At 46.1% G+C, this 16222-nt stretch carries 14 protein-coding genes; 7 read left to right on the top strand and 7 right to left on the bottom strand.

The window, feature by feature from the left end; all coding sequences use genetic code 11:
* Nucleotides 1–64: 64 nt before the first annotated feature.
* Nucleotides 65–946 carry a PPK2 family polyphosphate kinase gene (locus ACYVFD_RS27815; protein ID WP_461093793.1) on the bottom strand — a complete coding sequence of 294 codons (882 nt, stop codon included), beginning with the start codon at nt 944–946 and terminating at the stop codon, nt 65–67.
* 111 nt (nt 947–1057) lie between these two features.
* On the opposite strand from ACYVFD_RS27815, the gene msrA reads away from it, so the two are divergent.
* Nucleotides 1058–1627: a peptide-methionine (S)-S-oxide reductase MsrA gene (gene msrA / locus ACYVFD_RS27810; RefSeq protein ID WP_461093792.1), complete on the top strand. Its 570-nt coding sequence runs from the start codon at nt 1058–1060 to the stop codon at nt 1625–1627.
* Nucleotides 1628–1905: 278 nt separating this feature from the next.
* Nucleotides 1906–2430, top strand: a complete 525-nt coding sequence (locus ACYVFD_RS27805; protein WP_461093791.1) for a hypothetical protein — start codon at nt 1906–1908, stop codon at nt 2428–2430.
* 184 nt (nt 2431–2614) lie between these two features.
* On the opposite strand, the gene ACYVFD_RS27800 is transcribed toward ACYVFD_RS27805, so the two are convergent.
* Together ACYVFD_RS27800 and ACYVFD_RS27795 are read right to left on the bottom strand one after the other, a co-directional pair.
* Nucleotides 2615–3814, bottom strand: a complete 1200-nt coding sequence (locus ACYVFD_RS27800; protein ID WP_461093790.1) for an ATP-binding protein — start codon at nt 3812–3814, stop codon at nt 2615–2617.
* An 82-nt stretch (nt 3815–3896) separates the two neighbouring features.
* A complete protein-coding gene (locus tag ACYVFD_RS27795; protein WP_461093917.1) occupies nt 3897–6002 on the bottom strand; it encodes a prolyl oligopeptidase family serine peptidase in 2106 nt (701 codons plus the stop codon).
* Nucleotides 6003–6252: 250 nt separating this feature from the next.
* On the opposite strand from ACYVFD_RS27795, the gene ACYVFD_RS27790 reads away from it, so the two are divergent.
* Complete coding sequence (locus ACYVFD_RS27790; protein WP_461093789.1) at nt 6253–9441, top strand: ligand-binding sensor domain-containing protein; 3189 nt, start codon at nt 6253–6255, stop codon at nt 9439–9441.
* Here ACYVFD_RS27790 and ACYVFD_RS27785 read toward each other — a convergent pair.
* From ACYVFD_RS27785 to ACYVFD_RS27770, 4 genes are all read right to left on the bottom strand, one after another.
* Nucleotides 9438–9980 carry a 3'-5' exonuclease gene (locus ACYVFD_RS27785; RefSeq protein ID WP_461093788.1) on the bottom strand — a complete coding sequence of 181 codons (543 nt, stop codon included), beginning with the start codon at nt 9978–9980 and terminating at the stop codon, nt 9438–9440. The two genes, ACYVFD_RS27790 and ACYVFD_RS27785, sit on opposite strands and share 4 nt — an antisense overlap.
* Before the next feature lie 76 nt (nt 9981–10056).
* The gene (locus ACYVFD_RS27780; RefSeq protein WP_461093787.1) at nt 10057–11562 is read right to left on the bottom strand and encodes a S41 family peptidase; all 1506 of its coding nucleotides are present in this window, start codon (nt 11560–11562) and stop codon (nt 10057–10059) included.
* Between the two features lie 163 nt (nt 11563–11725).
* Complete coding sequence (locus ACYVFD_RS27775; protein ID WP_461093786.1) at nt 11726–11935, bottom strand: hypothetical protein; 210 nt, start codon at nt 11933–11935, stop codon at nt 11726–11728.
* Between the two features lie 118 nt (nt 11936–12053).
* A complete protein-coding gene (locus ACYVFD_RS27770; protein WP_461093785.1) occupies nt 12054–12968 on the bottom strand; it encodes an EamA family transporter in 915 nt (304 codons plus the stop codon).
* 89 nt (nt 12969–13057) lie between these two features.
* Here ACYVFD_RS27770 and ACYVFD_RS27765 point away from each other — a divergent pair, with 89 nt between their 5' ends.
* The 4 genes from ACYVFD_RS27765 (at nt 13058) to ACYVFD_RS27750 (ending at nt 16153) form a co-directional block, all read left to right on the top strand.
* Nucleotides 13058–13603, top strand: coding sequence for a YceD family protein (locus tag ACYVFD_RS27765; RefSeq protein WP_461093784.1), 546 nt, complete (start codon nt 13058–13060; stop codon nt 13601–13603).
* Between the two features lie 81 nt (nt 13604–13684).
* The gene (gene rpmF / locus ACYVFD_RS27760) at nt 13685–13879 is read left to right on the top strand and encodes a 50S ribosomal protein L32 (RefSeq protein ID WP_018618827.1); all 195 of its coding nucleotides are present in this window, start codon (nt 13685–13687) and stop codon (nt 13877–13879) included.
* Between the two features lie 240 nt (nt 13880–14119).
* Nucleotides 14120–15061 carry a phosphate acyltransferase PlsX gene (gene plsX / locus ACYVFD_RS27755; protein WP_461093783.1) on the top strand — a complete coding sequence of 314 codons (942 nt, stop codon included), beginning with the start codon at nt 14120–14122 and terminating at the stop codon, nt 15059–15061.
* A gap of 108 nt (nt 15062–15169) precedes the next feature.
* Entirely contained in the window at nt 15170–16153 is a 984-nt protein-coding gene (locus tag ACYVFD_RS27750; RefSeq protein WP_461093782.1) for a beta-ketoacyl-ACP synthase III, read from the top strand.
* Nucleotides 16154–16222: the final 69 nt, after the last annotated feature.

The raw sequence follows: 16222 nt of genomic DNA, 5'->3' as shown, positions 1-16222 counted from the left end.
TGAGCCGCCAGAAAAGTAGCGGAGTGATTGATTTGCGGGCCAATCCAGAGATTGGCCCGGACAGTTACTGAGCCTTAATAACTGAAATTAGTTTTTGTAGCTCTTTAAAACGGTCTTCGTCCGGCTTGGGGTTTTCAATAGGTAATTTCTTTAGCTCGTCGATGACAATTCGGCCGACCAATAGTCGCATATTCTTTTTATCGTCGGCCGGAATCACATACCAGGGGGCTTTATCGGTGGCCGTTTCGTTGATGCATGTTTCGTAGGCATCCTGATAATCGTCCCAGAAATCCCGTTCTTTGACATCCCCCTCTTCGAACTTCCAGTTTTTATCAACATCCTCAATCCGGGCAATCAGCCGATCGGCTTGTTCCTTTTTGGAAACATGCAGGTAAAACTTAACGATCGGGAAGCCATTGCGATGCAGAAACGTTTCCATATCCCGGATAGCCTCGTAGCGATGTTTGAAGAGTTTGTCCAGATCGTCGGTCGTTTTTTCGGGCAGGCGCTGGCTTTGGGTCAGAATTTCCGGATGAACTTTTACGACCAGCACTTCTTCGTAATACGACCGGTTAAAAATAGCGATCATACCTCGCTCGGGCAGTTCCCGCCAACTTCGCCACAGAAAATCGTGATCTAATTCCTGATCGGTGGGGCGTTTGAAGGAATACACGCGTACACCGGCCGGGTTGGTTCCGGTAAATACATGCTGGATGGTTCCATCTTTCCCAGCGGCATCCAATGCCTGAAATACCGTTAACAGTCCATATCGGTTATGCGCAAACATACGCTCCTGCCATTTATCAATTTCAGAAGCCTGTTGCCGAAGAATGGCTTCATAATGCGCATCATCTTCGTAAAGGTCATCGACTTTGGTGGGCGCTTTTTTAATTTTTAAAGGCTTTTCTCCGTCGTAACGGAAGCGGTCAGTGTTGAAATCAGTCACGGGAATAAGGGAAAACTTTACGTTGGTAAGTTCTGTTAACTAGTCAGGCAAATTAACCGAATAAAACCTATAAGGTTTTAGAAATCCTACAGGTTTGTCGAAACAAAATTTATGGCAACAAATGAATCAGGCGCTTTGGCAAAAGCCACCTTTGGAACAGGCTGTTTCTGGTGCACCGAAGCCGTTTACGAATCACTTAAGGGCGTTATATCGGCTGTATCGGGTTATGAAGGCGGCCACAAAGTAAATCCGACCTATAAAGAGGTTTGTACGGGCACAACCGGCCATGCCGAATGTGTAGAGGTGACGTATGATCCCACCCAAATTACTTACCAAGAACTCTTGGAAGCGTTTTTCAGGAGCCACGACCCAACATCGCTCAATCGGCAGGGAAACGACATTGGTACACAATACCGGTCTGTGATTTTTTATCACAACGATGAGCAGAAACAACTAGCCGAATCGGCCAAAGCCGAACTGGATAAGGCAGGAGCTTATAATGAGCCAATTGTCACAGAAATCACACCCGCCAGCACGTTTTACGAAGCCGAAGCATATCACCAAAGCTATTTCGCCAACAACCCAAACCAGGGCTATTGCGCTTTTGTGGTAGCACCGAAAGTAGATAAATTCAGGAAAGTTTTTAAAGAAAAACTGAAAGCTGATTTAAATCATTCTTAGTAGCTTCTATTAAAATATTATTTGTTAAGCCCTTCAAATTGAGGGGCTTTTTTATTTATTCAGCGTACGACACGTCGTTTAATCGAAAACTAATGCATTGAAGGTTAGGTCTTTAAATAATTTATTTTCTAATCGTCGGTAGGTTATCATTTTCCGTTTGTTATGTTTGTCACAAGGTCAGCAATGACCGAATAATAAGAGGTCCATTTTAGCGTTTGTGAGGCCCACATATTCGCTTTTACTTTGTTTCAAATTTTAACACAAATCAGTTTCGTCAAATGAAAAAAATCCACTTTTCTATTTTATTGGTTCTTGGTCTGTTAGTTGGCACCCAATCATTTGCTCAATACAAAGTTGACAAAGGAACCAAATTGATTAACCTTGGAATCGGCGTGGGTGGTTACGCTAGCGCTGGTGGTATTGCTTTCGGTGCCTCTGCCGATTTCGGTGTTGCTCCGAATATCACTGTTGGTGGCCAGGCAGCTTATCGTAGCTTTAATTATGGCTACATTGGTTTTAACGATAAAATCAATTACCTGTATTTTGCAGCTCGGGGTTCGTATCACTTCAACGAAATTCTGAACCTGACGACCGATAAAGCCGATCTGTATGCAGGTATTGGTTTGGGCTACGAAAGTGTTTCGTACAGCAATAGCATTTATAGCGGTACAGCGTTTGGTAGCGGTATTTTCGTCCCCATTCACCTTGGTGGCCGTTACTTCTTCAGCGAAAAAGTTGGTGCCTTTGCTGAATTAGGTACGGGTGTAGCTCCGCTGATGCTGGGTATCACCTTCGGTTTGTAAGCGTATCTCATTAAAAACAGAAAAGAGACAGTCGTAATTGGCTGCCTCTTTTCTTTTGTAACTATGTCAACAGAACCTATTTATGAGCGACTTCTTTTAGGCTGACAATGCCCATATTCCAGAAAATGAACGAATAAATATCGGCCGTCAGCTCAATATTCTTTTTGGTATTGCTCGCTCGGCCTTAGTACATATTGCCTCCCCAGACAAATTCCCGAAAGCCCGAAGCAGGTACATAACGACCAATCAACGAAGCCGCTGGTAAGCTTGCTATTTGGGCACGGTATCGTAACGTTAGTAAATCCTGTTCCGTTGGCGTTTCCTTTACTTCAAAAGCCTGATTGCCATTTAGAATAAAATCAATTTCAGCACCTGATCGCCCAGTTTGGTGATACTGCACTGTACCTAACTGGCCTAATTGAACGGCTATTGTATTTTCGAAAAGTGTTCCACTACTTACCTGGGCTAATCGATTAAGTAAACCACTGTCGCTCACATATAACTTAGGCTGATGAGCAATAGCGCGATCAGGATTACTCGTGTATGATTCAACAACACGAACGAAATAGGTGTACTGCAGCAGAGAAATATAGTCCTTTACTTTAAACCGACTAATACCTAGTAAACTCCCTATTTTACTATAATCGAGCTTACTACCCACACGATTTGCCAGTAGCCGCATTAATTTATACAAGTCATCACTTATTGAAAAGTCCGATAATAACCGAATATCCAGTTCAATATGGGCATTGATGATGTCGTCAAGATATCGCTGTTTGTCTTTTTCAGTATCGGTTAATACTACCTCTGGAAAGCCTCCATAGTAAATGTACTGCTCGTATAGGGCGTGGTATTTGTCGTAAAAAGCAGGCTGATATAGCTGACGTGCGAACGGGCTAATCCGGTTTACATCGATTTCTTGAAATTGAAGAAACTCCGCAAATGATAAAGGAGCCATTTCAAAAATAGTCTTTCGCCCGGCTAGACTTTCGGTAAAATGATTCCGTAAATAGAAGGAACTGGAACCAGTCACTATAAATTTGATGTCGTACGTATCATACAAGTATTTTATAACACTAGTGCTATTAGGAACCAGTTGAATTTCATCCAAAACAACTACTGCTGGTTTTGTGAAATCAATACCTTCCACCTGAAGATTTATTTCAATATCAGTATAGGACGACTGGTTAAAAATGAAGCGATTATTAGCTTTCTCAAAGTCCAGATAAACCTTATTTTCATGATTTACCTGAGCCATCAGGTGCTTAGCAGCCGTTGATTTCCCAACTCTACGCATTCCCGTAATAACAGTTACCTGCTTACGTGTGAGATGATCTTCAAGTTCATCATAAATAATTCGCCTGTACATATTCATATTTGTCATAGTATCTAACAAAAATGCGCAGTTTTTGATAAAAAATTTATCAAAAACTGCGCATTTTTGTTAGATACTATGACAACAGAACCTATTTATGAGCCACTTCTTTCAGGCTGACAATGCCCATATTCCAGAAAATGAACGAATAAATATCGGCCGTCAGCTCAATATTCTTTTTGGTATTGCTCGCTCCGTGACCTGAGTTTGTGTCAATCCGAATCAGGATCGGATTGCTGCCTTTATAAACTTCTTGAAGCGTAGCGGCATACTTGAATGAATGTGCCGGTACTACCCGGTCGTCGTGGTCGGCCGTTGTGATCAACGTAGCCGGGTAATTCAGACCAGATTTGATGTTCTGAATTGGCGAATAGGCATATAATGATTTAAATTCTTCCGGATTATCGCTGCTACCATAGTCGGCGATCCAGTTCCAGCCAATGGTGAATTTGTGGAAACGGAGCATATCCATCACGCCCACTTGTGGAATAGCCACCCGAAACAGTTCAGGCCGTTGATTCATGACGGCCCCAACCAGCAATCCGCCATTCGATCCACCCTGAATAGCCAATTTAGCCGAACTAGTGTATTTCTGAGCAATCAGGTATTCGGCAGCGGCAATAAAATCGTCGAACACGTTCTGCTTCTTCAACTTCATGCCCTGTTCGTGCCATTTTTCGCCATATTCGCTACCTCCCCGCAAGTTTGCCTGCGCATAAACTCCGCCCTGTTCAAGAAAAGGAATTCGGAATGAGCTGAACGAAGGTGGCAAGCTCACGTTGAATCCTCCATAGCCGTACAGCAGCGTAGGATTCGTACCATCGAGTTTCAGCCCTTTCCGATACGTCAGAAACATCGGCACTTTAGTACCATCCTTACTGGTATAAAAAACCTGTTTGGTTTCGTATGCATCGGGCTTAAAATCAACTTCGGGTGCGCGGAAAACGGTACTCTTTCGCGTGGCTATATCGTATCGGTAAATTGTTGGGGGAAACGTAAACGACGTGAAGGTATAGAACACGAACTTGTCGTCTTTCTCCCCACCAAACCCACCAGCCGAACCCAAAGCCGGTAACTTTACTTCACTCTCCCACTTGCCGGTATAATCGTATACGTCAATTTTGGAAACAACGTCTTTGCTGTATTCGACAAACAGTTTACCACCAGCCGCCTGCACACTTCCTTCAGCAATCGGTTCTGGCTTTTCGGGGATAAGGTCAGAGAAGGTTTTCTTTTTTGTATCGTAGGCAATGACTTTACTATTCGGCGCTTTTTCGTTAGTCAGAATCAGTAGCCGGTCGCCATCATTATCCACCGCATCATAGCTAAAGTCGGTAATGTCTGCCACTACGGGCGCAAATGGTTTATTGCCGGATTTCGCATCCAGAAAAAACAGCGCGTTACCATCTTTCCCTTTTCCCCGATCACTCACCGACAGCAAGGCAAATCGCTCATCATCCGTTGTCCGTAGAATGTGGAACCGCTGCGGATTTTTGGCATCTTCGTACACCAGCTTATCGGCCGACTGTGGAGTGTTGAGCTTATGAAAGAATACCTGATGGTTTTCGTTTTTAGCGGCCAATGCACTGCCTTCGGGCTTCGGGTATCGGCTGTAGTAAAAACCATCTCCCTGCCAGGCGGCACCCGATACTTTCACCCATTCAATTTTTTCGGGCAGGTATTGCTTGGTAGCCAAGTCCATAATCTGGTATTCCTGCCAGTCGGAACCTCCTTTCGATAAACCCACGACGGCATAGTTCCCATCTTTTGATAGTGAGAAAGCGCCGAGCCGGGTTGTTCCATCGGCCGATAGTTTATTGGGGTCAAGGACCAGTTCAGGTTTTCCGTCAAGGCCCTTTTGCCGATACAGAACGGCCTGATTTTGTAGGCCATCATTCTTAGAGAAGTAAAACCATTGGCCTTTGCGGCTAGGCGCTGAATATTTCGGATAATTATACACCTCTTCCAACCGATTCTGTAGCTGTTTTCGATACGGAATTTGCGACAGATAATCGAAGGTCACCTTATTCTCGGCTTTAACCCACTCGGCTGTTTCGGCAGAGCGGTCATCTTCGAGCCAGCGGTATGGATCGGCCACCTGGGTGCCATGGTAATTATCGACCTGATCGGTTTTACGAGCGTGCGGATAGGTAAGCGGTTGCGTCGCCTGCCCCTGTACTCCCAATGAACTTAGCATAAGACATACTTGAATAGCCTTCAAATAACGCATAGTTTGGTTGATGATTAACGGTAAGAACCTTAATAACCTTCGAATTTCGTCTGCAAACAGGAAAACGCCAATTACTGGGTTACATTATAAGTTTACGGTTTATTTATTATGTCAACATTAGCGGTACCTCTCTGTATTTATTAGCTGATAAGCTTGGATATTCACTAAATAAATAGCTCATTTACAATGGCTTCCTCAACCACCATTCTTTATTCCGATGCTACGTGCTGGCTATCTGTATCTGTCTGTGCTTTTCTGGAGCTTATGGCTTCAGCCCGGATGGACACAATCGCTCTCCAGCCCCATTTTTCGAGTTGATCACATTGGCGTTAGTGATGGACTCACTCAGGGTTCCGTTTATTATATTCATAAAGACAGCCGTGGTTTTCTGTGGTTCGGGACTCAGGATGGGCTAAATCGGTATGACGGACATCATTTTCAAACTTATCGACCTGTTCTGACCAAAGATGGTACCGTCCAGCCAGGCACCATTCGGGGTATTAATATTTTCGGGATTGTAGAAGATTCGGAAGGAAACCTGTGGATAGGCACGGAAGTAGGGCTGAATCGCTACGACCGCCAACATGATCGATTCGACTGCTTTTTCGTAAACGGATTTAAGCCAGGGCGCTCGCGGCTAACGAGCCGTACCATGCCTTTTTCTATTGACTCAACCGACCTGATTTACCTGAGCGACGCTGAAGGGCTGGTCCAGTTTAACTATCGGACTCTTCGCAAAACGATACTGGCGGCTAATCTGCATCCGACGCGCGAGTACGATTTGCAAAGCTCAGCCGTCAAAACATCGACGGGCGATATTTGGCTGCATGGAACAACGGGCATTCTGCGATTTGACCCTAAAACAAAGAAAGTATCCCGTTATTTTAGCGATCATCCGCACAATCTGACTGGTTCGGCTCAGGCAGTATCTTCCTTTTTTATCGAAGACAACATAGCGTGGCTTGGCACAAACAAAGGCCTCATCCGATTTGACTATCAGCAAGGCACTTCCCAGACCTACGATATTGTCGGAGACCGTCCGATCAGTCCAATTTATAGCATTGCCTCCGACCAGCGCGGTCGTCTGTGGCTAGGTACGCAACAGAACGGCGTTCTTTACTTCGATAAACGCTCCCGACTATTTGGCCAGGCAACCGATTTTCTGAAAGCAACCCGGCAACTTAGCGATTTTAAAATCAGCAAAGTATATGTGGATAACATGGGAATCGTATGGGCCAATACGGACCCGGATGGCATAGCCCGAATCGTCCCTGACGCCTTCTTGTTCGGTAGCTTTGTGAAGAGTCAGACCAACGACGCATTACCTGCCAACCAAAAACTAACTAACTATACCATCCGAGGTTTTCTGGAGGAGCGCTTCGATCGGATTTGGGTACTCAACCAAACTGGCATCGACATTCTTGACCCACGCACCAACCAGATCACGGAACGTTATTTGGGAAATTCTTCAACCAATACTGGAAGTTCACAGATTGTGCCTAAATGTTTGTACCGTGATCCTCAACGGCGAATCTGGGTAGGTACCGTTGGTGGCGTATTGGCATTTGATCCAAAACCCCGAGCGTTCACCTCGATTCCCTTCCCGGCATCTACCAGTTTGGTTAGTATCAATTATGTGCGGAATCTGCTCAGTATCAACGATACCCTTTTGGTGGCCGGTACAGAAGATGGCCTATATGCGTTGAACCCATTCAAGCGTAGCTGGTCAAAAATGCCCGTCCTGGCTGGTCAGAATATTTTCAGTACCTGGTACGACACGAAAAGCCATCAGCTCTGGGTAGGCACGTATTTGAACGGATATTATTGTTACCAACTTTCTCAGCCAGAATCTGGAAAACCGCTCAACTGGCGGTTTGTTCGTTCAGGGCTAAAGGGCTATATGATCTTACACATCCGACCCGATGCCAGCGGGCAAACCATATGGCTTTCGTCTGATCGGGGTCTAGTTGCCTTAAATGCTCAGACCAGTCAGTTCAGGCTCTATACCGAACGCCAGGGACTCGCCAACTCGTTCGTTTACGGGACAATTAGCGATGTTCAGCATAAAATCTGGATGAGTACCAACCGGGGTATTTCACGGCTGGACCCAGGCACACAGGTCATTAAAAATTTTACACCTAAAGATGGTCTTCAAGGGTACGAATTCAATGGAAATGCCCTCATGCGGGCGGCTAATGGGGAACTCTATTTTGGCGGAGTCAATGGGTTCAACCGGTTTCGGCCCGATGCATTCCGAAGCAGTACCTTCAACCCACTCGTACATATTTATTCGCTGAGTATCAACGAACAACCCTATCATTCCGACACCTATGTTGGCGAAACGAAGGAAATAGAGCTGGATCATACCCAGAATACACTGGCTCTGGAATTTGCCGCCCTAGACTTTTTCAGTAACGGCCACAATACCTATCAATACCAACTTACCGGTTACGATGATCATTGGGTAATGGCTGGAGAACGCAACTACGTCCGCTATGCCAACTTACCACCCGGAACCTATACATTTCAGATCAAAGCCGCCAATCAGGATGGGCACTGGAGTCACCGGATTCGAAAATTAACCATTCGTATTGAGCCGCCTTTCTGGCGAACTATTCCATTCATAATCAGCCTGGTTCTATTGTTGATCGTAGGTGTCTGGCTATGGGTACGTCGCCGGGAGGAGGCTATTCGTCAGCAACAGATCGATCGGCTGCGATTGGCCTACGAAATTCAGGAACAGGTCAAAAAAGACATCGCCCGTGACTTACACGATGAAATTGGCACCCGTCTGGCAACGATCAAGTTATACACCACACAACTGACCAAACAGGCGGGTGAAACACCTAAGATCTTATCCCTCAAATCGACGATAAACCAGTTAATCAACGATACAATCAGCGATGTCCGTAACCTGCTCCGAAAGTTAAATCCGCAGACGCTGGAACGGCATGGCTATGTGGCGGCTGTTGACGAACTATTTTCCCGAATTGGGGCCAGTGGTGGTATTGCCGCGCAATTCATTGGTGGAGAAACGCTGGAAAACAATAATCGACTTCCCACTGAAACCGAGGTGATGTTATATCGTATAACCCAGGAATTAGTGAGTAATTCGCTCAAACACGCCAATCCACGTCGTATCGATTTACATTTAATGCCGCAAAAGGACCAACTTATCATACTTTACCAGGATGATGGAGCCGGTTTCAACTACGATCAAATACGTGGCAAAGCATCAGGCCTGGGCATGAGCAACATCGAGTCACGCGTATCGTTGTTAGGCGGACGGATTACCTGGGAAAGTAAACCCGGCTCAGGCGTAAAGGTCACCATTGAGATCCCCATCGATCCGCTCAGCCATCAGCCAATTTACAAAATACTGATGAAGCAACCCCACGCCAATTAATTGGGGAACTGAATCTGGGGGGATATACGGGGAATAACTCCTCGTGAATCCTGACGAAGTAATAGTTCAAATAACAGAACCGTAGCAGCCGCGTCGCCCTGAGCCCGATGTCGGCCATGCAATTGAATACCTAATGATCTACAGAGCTTTCCGAGGCTATAAGAGGGGTGTCCTGGAATTAACTTTCGGCTTGTACGAACCGTACAGAGTGTTCGTCGATGGTAGTCGTAGCCTAACCAATTCAGTTCTTTCTTAACGAAGTTGAAATCGAACCCGACATTATGGGCCACGAAAATAGCGTCGTTGGTTATGCTCAATACCGCTTCTGCTACATCAGCAAACGTTGGGGCATCCTGAACCATTTCATCCGAAATTCCCGTAAGATGCTGAATAAATGGCGGTATTGAACAACCTGGATTGAGAAGCGAATGAAAGGAGTCGACAACCTGTTGGCCGTCGTGACGGAAGATGGCAATTTCAGTAAGACGAGTAGGGCCGTTTATGCCTCCGGTTGTTTCAACGTCGACGATACAATACACAAAAAAATCCGTTATCAGTTACCCTATCAACAGCGAACAGCTCATGATGAGTTCGCCATCGACTGTTTGCAATCGACTATTCCTGAAGCGCCGACACCTGCACCGGCTGTGTTTGACCCGGCCGACGGGCCACTATACCATCCCGAATCAGTCGAAGCGTATAATCCAGAATATAATCGCGGTTGGTCATCAGATCATCATAGCTGCGCGTAACGGTAAAGTCGGGCTCTACCGTAAACCCATTAGACCGATCGGCGTTTACCGCATGGGTCAGCTTTTTAAGTGGCATACGCACCTGAATCCGCGAGTTGGGTAGGATAATCGTTTTAAAATGTCCCGCAAAATCACCCCAATACGCGCTTCCGCTGGCTTCCCCGACAAATGTACCCAAACCGGCATCGAGCGTTTTGGCCAGCACGGTGGTAGTCGCCGAAAAGGATGCGCCATTCATCAAAAAATACAGGTTACCCATAAACGCATCTTTATGCCGTGGGCGGTATTTATGCCGGAACGAACGACTGGTAAACCCTCCGCCCTGTTCAGACTTATATTGTAAACTAAAATTAAGTGCAGAAAATGGATTCCAGGGGGTAACCAGTTCGGCCCGAACAGCCCGTTTCATGTCTTCGTGCTCCATCATTCGGAAGGGCTTTGGCATCCAATAACGCAGCAGTCGGGCCGAGTTAATCACAATACCTCCACCATTGCCCTGCATATCGACCACGAGGTTTTGCACATTCTCGTCTTTAAGTTGCTTAAACGCCCGCTTGAGTCGCCGGTTAAACGCCCATTGAAAGGGGTCTTTCTTTTTGAACCCCATAAATGACGACACGCGTAGTATAGCTGTGTGTGTAAGCGTATCAACTACCTTAACGGATAAATTTGGACGTCGGTCAATATCGACTCCATATCGACGATGGATCGTTCGCCGAAAATCCTGAAGCGACAAACAGGCAATTCGTTCTTCACGGCTTACGGTATCTTTAGCCAGCCGATAGGTAATCCGAACCGAATCGGCGGAGCCAAACCAGGCTGCATAATAATCGGCAAACTGCACCATGCTCCAAAACCGCCGACCCGTCAGGTTATCGCCATCCGAACCCGAACGGTCAGCTTCCATCAGTTCACGGTGCAGCTCAGCTACCGCCCGACCATTAATCATAAGCAGTTCTGTACCCCGCTGGAGTGTCGTGTCCGCCGATACGTTATGACTGATGAAATATCGATTGTCGACCGGCCGAATGTAAAAGGGTAGGTACCGCGTCTGTTTACCGATAAAATTCCGACGGTGGTTCAGATTCGTATGACCGTCTTTCAGCGCAGCGACTAACGGGCTAACGTGATGAAAAAAAGACAGATAGCTCATAGGAGCCGTCAGCCTGTTGTATAAGGAGTCGTAGAGTTGTTCGACTCGGGCTTGCGGTGTATAATAGCCCATACCCGGATGCAGCCCATCGAGCTTATGCTTCAGAAACGAAATATCTGCCCGAGCCTGAGCAGGGGTTAGCTCCTGAGCTGTGGCAATCCGATCACTAAGGTTGAGTAAGATGCTTAGTACAAGCAGAATTCGGCCAATCTTCATTGATGCACGTTACGGTAGAAAGCGGCCTTCACTGGCCATACTATTCGTTCAGTGAAGATACAATCGGACGCAACTATAATCAATGAATATTGTTTAAAACTTCCTTAAAATTTCGCTTACGCCCCCCTAAACAGCATAAATTGTAGATTTAGTTACTAAAAAGTTAACTATCCTTTCGGTGAGGAATCACTGTCCAGTGTTTTACACCCGGCATATGTTCACCGGCAATAGCAGCTGCTACGTCTTCCAGGTTTTCCTCATTCGTTGTGAAGAAAAGACTTTTAGATTCATCGGAGCCTTGGGTAGGGCGAACCTCATAATATTCATTGTGGTGCTCGATAGTGTGTTTTTCGACGAGTTGGTACTGTGCCATGGTAGAGAAGTATTTTTAGTAATGGTAACCCCGTTTGTTGAAGGATGGTTTACGGTATTCGGTTTACGGTGGCTGACGCGTCAGCTCTATCTTGCTTCAGCCACCGTAAACCGTAAAACTATCCCAAAATGGTAATCAACACTGCCCCCGCTACCATAACACCGGCTCCGACAAGTTTACGAACAATGCCCTGTTCACGAAAGAACTGGTAGCCGAACAGTACACTCAATAGCGCCGATGTTTGAAACAGCGCCAAGGCATACCCTACGGGCATACTAGCCAATGCCACATTACTCGCGATCTGGGTAACGCCGACCGACAAGCATAACGCAATAAATATCGTCCGTTGAGAAACCAAAAGTCTTACCTGTCGTTGCCACTGTTTCCGTATGGTTAGCATAATCCAGACCAGCGTACAGCCAAACCCTAACAGGCACCAGTAAAAGAAAGCAATCGTTGGCGTCGACACCAAAATGGCCTTCTTCAAAAAGACGCCATCGATAGCCGAAAAAACCAAAGCCGCCAGCCGTAGCTTTACTTCGGGCCGTTGTATGATTTCCCACGAAAACCCTTTTCGTTGCCGACCGTCGGCTAATACAATATAACTACCTATAATGATCAGCAAAACGCCCATCAGTCCCCACCAGCCCGATATCTCGTTGAGTAAAACCATACCGGTAATCAGGCCGACCACCGATTTGTACGCATTAATGGGACCTAGCACCGATAAGTCGCCAATATGAAGGGCCTTCACCAGAAAAACATTACCAAACATGGCCAGTACGCTGGTGACCAGCATGCTCGCCCAAAATACATCGGGCAGTCCCCGAAACCGTAGCTGAGGCCAAAACGCCAGGCAAACCAGCGCCAGAAAACCGTAGGTAGCCGAAATAACAAACAACGGATCAGCCGCTCGCTGGGTCAGTTGCTTTTGAAACACATTGGAAAGTGGATTCGCAATAATTCGAACCAGAACGGCGAAGGATGTGAGAGTAATAATCGATTTAGCATATTTATGGTAATCATTGAACATACATAAAAAACCTTTTTTAGCTTTCACTTTCCTGATTCACAAATAATTCGTACCTTTGCGCTCCTATTTTTGGAGAGGAGATAAGAAAGGTGAACGCATTACGCGCATACGACATTCACATTGTCGGTCTGGACAATAAACGGCACGAGTACGACTTTACGTCGGACGATGCGTTTTTTGCCGCGCTGGATCAGGATTTGATCGAGAAAGGAAATGTACATACGCATTTGCTACTGGACAAGTCGGAAACCATGATTCGGCTCGATTTTCAGATCAAAGGTACCGTTGAACAAGTCTGCGACCGGTGTCTCGACGAATATGATGAGCCAGTAGATACGCAGCATACGATGTTGCTGAAATTTGGTGATCATAATGAAGAGCTGACCGACGAAATCGAACTCATTGAACGGGCCACGGCCACGATTAATGTAGCCCGGTACATCTTTGAGTTTATCAGCCTGTCGCTTCCGATGAAACGCCTGCATCCGCGTTTCCGGAACGAAGAGGATTCAGACGATGATGAACAAAATGGTAAAGTCATTTACCGTACGGATGCTGAAACAAAGGACGTAGAAGAGCAACAGCCAGAGATTGATCCTCGCTGGGCAGCCCTACGAAAATTAAACGATAATTAAACTGGTTTAAGGCTAGTAGTTTGATGTTGACGTCTGAACTACAAACCACAAACTGCGAACTTCAAACTGTAAAACAAGACAATGGCACACCCCAAACGACGCCACTCTAGCACCCGGCGCGACAAGCGCAGAACCCACTACAAAGCCACGCCTGTAGCGCTCTCGACCGACGCTCAAACTGGCGAAGTGCATCAGCGCCACCACGCTCACGTTTTCGAAGGGAATCTGTTCTATAAAGGACAAATGATTGTTGAGAATTACGCTAAAACAGCCTAATTCCAAACCATTTATGAAGAGTATTTCGCCGACGTCTTTCCGAAGATGAACGCGAAATACTTTTTTATTGCCTGACACCTCCCTATTTTTACGCATAGTTAAGAAGATAGAAAATTCGTGTCAGGCCTTTTCAGGAAGCGTTAGCCTTTTAGGATCAACCCGTTAAGGCTATAACCGCCTACTGGCAGGCTCCAAATCTACAACCCCGACAAGCAGGGAAGTATTGAAAAAACCGAGTCAATGAAAATTGCAGTGGACGCAATGGGTGGCGATTTCGCACCCGAAGCAATTGTGGAAGGAGTAATTCAGGCCGCTGCTGAATTGCCGGAAGACGTAACGATTGTGCTGATCGGCAAGGTGGCTGTTGTGCAGGCCTTACTTGACAAGCAAAACGCCGGTGCAGTGGCCAATGTGGAGTTGGTCAATGCTGACGATGTTATTGAAATGAGTGAGCACCCAACCAAGGCGCTCTCCCAAAAACCCAATTCCAGTATCGGAGTTGGGTTTAAGCTTTTGAAAGATAAGCAAGTCGATGCATTTTGCAGCGCTGGCAATACAGGTGCCATGCACGTAGGCGCTTTATTCAGTATAAAGTCAATTGAAGGTGTTATGCGCCCTTGTATTGCTGGCTTTGTTCCGCAAATTACGGGAGGTTATGCCGTTATGCTCGATATTGGTGCCAATGCCGATTGTAAACCCGAGATGCTGGCCCAATTTGGTGAAATAGGGTCTATCTATGCCCAATATACCTTCGGCATTGATCAGCCCCGGGTAGCGCTTATGAATATTGGCTCTGAGGAACAAAAAGGGTCATTGATAGCGCAGGCAGCTCACCAGCTTCTTAAAGATAACCGTCGGATTAACTTTGTAGGCAATATTGAAGGGGGCGACTTCTTCGATGGTAAAGCGGACGTCATTATTACAGATGGCTTTACCGGAAATGCTATGTTTAAGTTAGGCGAATCCTTTTATGATATTGCCAGCCGCCGGGGTATTCAGGATGAATTTCTGGACAAAACCAACTACGAATCGGTAGGAGGAAGTCCAATACTAGGCGTTAACGGAAACGTGATTATTGCACACGGAATTTCGTCGCCTTTAGCGATTAAAAACATGATTGGTTTGGCCATTCGACAGGTCGAATCCAACGCATATACTAAAATTGCACAAGCATTGAGTTAGTTTTCTGTTTACAGTTTTCGGTTTACAGTCGGCTGACGCGTCTATTCTGCTAACGTCAGCTAGCTGTAAACCGAAAACTGTAAACAGAAAACGTTGTAAATACCACTTATGAGTAAAGCTGCCATAACAGGAGTCCACGGCTACGTTCCCGACTATGTGCTGACCAATGCTGAATTGGAGCGTATGGTGGATACAAATGATGAATGGATTACAAGTCGAACTGGTATTAAAGAACGGCACATTCTCAAAGGTGAAGGTATGGGGTCGTCGCATATGGGAGCAAAAGCCGTAGCTGGCCTGCTGGAGAAGACCAATACCAAGCCCGAAGAAGTCGACTTACTTATTTGTGCGACTACCACCCCCGATTATGTGTTTCCATGCACGGCTAACCTTATCTGCGACATGGTTGGCATTCGCAATGTGGGAAGTTTTGATATTCAGGCTGCCTGCTCCGGATTCCTCTATGCAATCACAGTAGGTTCTCAGTTTATCGAGACCGGCAAATACAAGAAAGTAGTTATTGTGGGCGCAGATAAAATGTCGGCGATTGTCGACTATACCGATCGCACCACCTGTGTACTCTTTGGTGATGGAGCGGGGGCAGTGCTTCTTGAACCGGATAGTGCTGGCTATGGCATTCTGGATTCGATTATTAAATCGGATGGAGTTGGGCAAAATCACCTGTTCCAGAAAGCAGGCGGAAGCCGCTATCCACCAACGCATGAAACCGTCGAAAAACGGTGGCATTATGTTTATCAGGATGGTCCTTCCGTATTTAAGTTCGCCGTCAAAAACATGGCCGATGTATCTGCCGAAATCATGGAACGGAATCACTTGTCGGGCAACGATGTCGCCTGGCTGGTCCCACACCAGGCCAACAAACGCATCATTGATGCTACGGCTCATCGGATGGGCATTCAGTCCGATAAAGTCATGATGAACATTTATCGATACGGCAATACCACGGCTGCGACAATCCCACTTTGCTTATTCGACTACGAATCGCAGCTAAAAAAAGGAGATAATCTGATTCTCGCTGCTTTTGGTGGTGGGTTTACCTGGGGAGCCGCCTACGTAAAGTGGGCATACTAATTCATTAGAATGAACAATGTATACTGTATAATGGAGCTTACTAAATAGTATAGTCTCTATTTGCATTAT

Source organism: Spirosoma gilvum (genome assembly GCF_054776815.1).
Note: the sequence above shows the minus strand (reverse complement) of the source record. Positions and strands in the feature narration are given on the sequence as shown.

Excerpts from the sequence above, each read along its gene's own strand:
- msrA (WP_461093792.1), top strand. The coding sequence starts at position 1,058 with ATGGCAACAAATGAATCAGGCGCTTTGGCAAAAGCCACCTTTGGAACA.
- ACYVFD_RS27805 (WP_461093791.1), top strand. The coding sequence starts at position 1,906 with ATGAAAAAAATCCACTTTTCTATTTTATTGGTTCTTGGTCTGTTAGTT.
- ACYVFD_RS27800 (WP_461093790.1), bottom strand. The coding sequence starts at position 3,814 with ATGACAAATATGAATATGTACAGGCGAATTATTTATGATGAACTTGAA.
- ACYVFD_RS27795 (WP_461093917.1), bottom strand. The coding sequence starts at position 6,002 with ATGCTAAGTTCATTGGGAGTACAGGGGCAGGCGACGCAACCGCTTACC.
- ACYVFD_RS27790 (WP_461093789.1), top strand. The coding sequence starts at position 6,253 with ATGCTACGTGCTGGCTATCTGTATCTGTCTGTGCTTTTCTGGAGCTTA.
- ACYVFD_RS27780 (WP_461093787.1), bottom strand. The coding sequence starts at position 11,562 with ATGAAGATTGGCCGAATTCTGCTTGTACTAAGCATCTTACTCAACCTT.
- ACYVFD_RS27775 (WP_461093786.1), bottom strand. The coding sequence starts at position 11,935 with ATGGCACAGTACCAACTCGTCGAAAAACACACTATCGAGCACCACAAT.
- ACYVFD_RS27770 (WP_461093785.1), bottom strand. The coding sequence starts at position 12,968 with ATGTTCAATGATTACCATAAATATGCTAAATCGATTATTACTCTCACA.
- rpmF (WP_018618827.1), top strand. The coding sequence starts at position 13,685 with ATGGCACACCCCAAACGACGCCACTCTAGCACCCGGCGCGACAAGCGC.
- plsX (WP_461093783.1), top strand. The coding sequence starts at position 14,120 with ATGAAAATTGCAGTGGACGCAATGGGTGGCGATTTCGCACCCGAAGCA.
- ACYVFD_RS27750 (WP_461093782.1), top strand. The coding sequence starts at position 15,170 with ATGAGTAAAGCTGCCATAACAGGAGTCCACGGCTACGTTCCCGACTAT.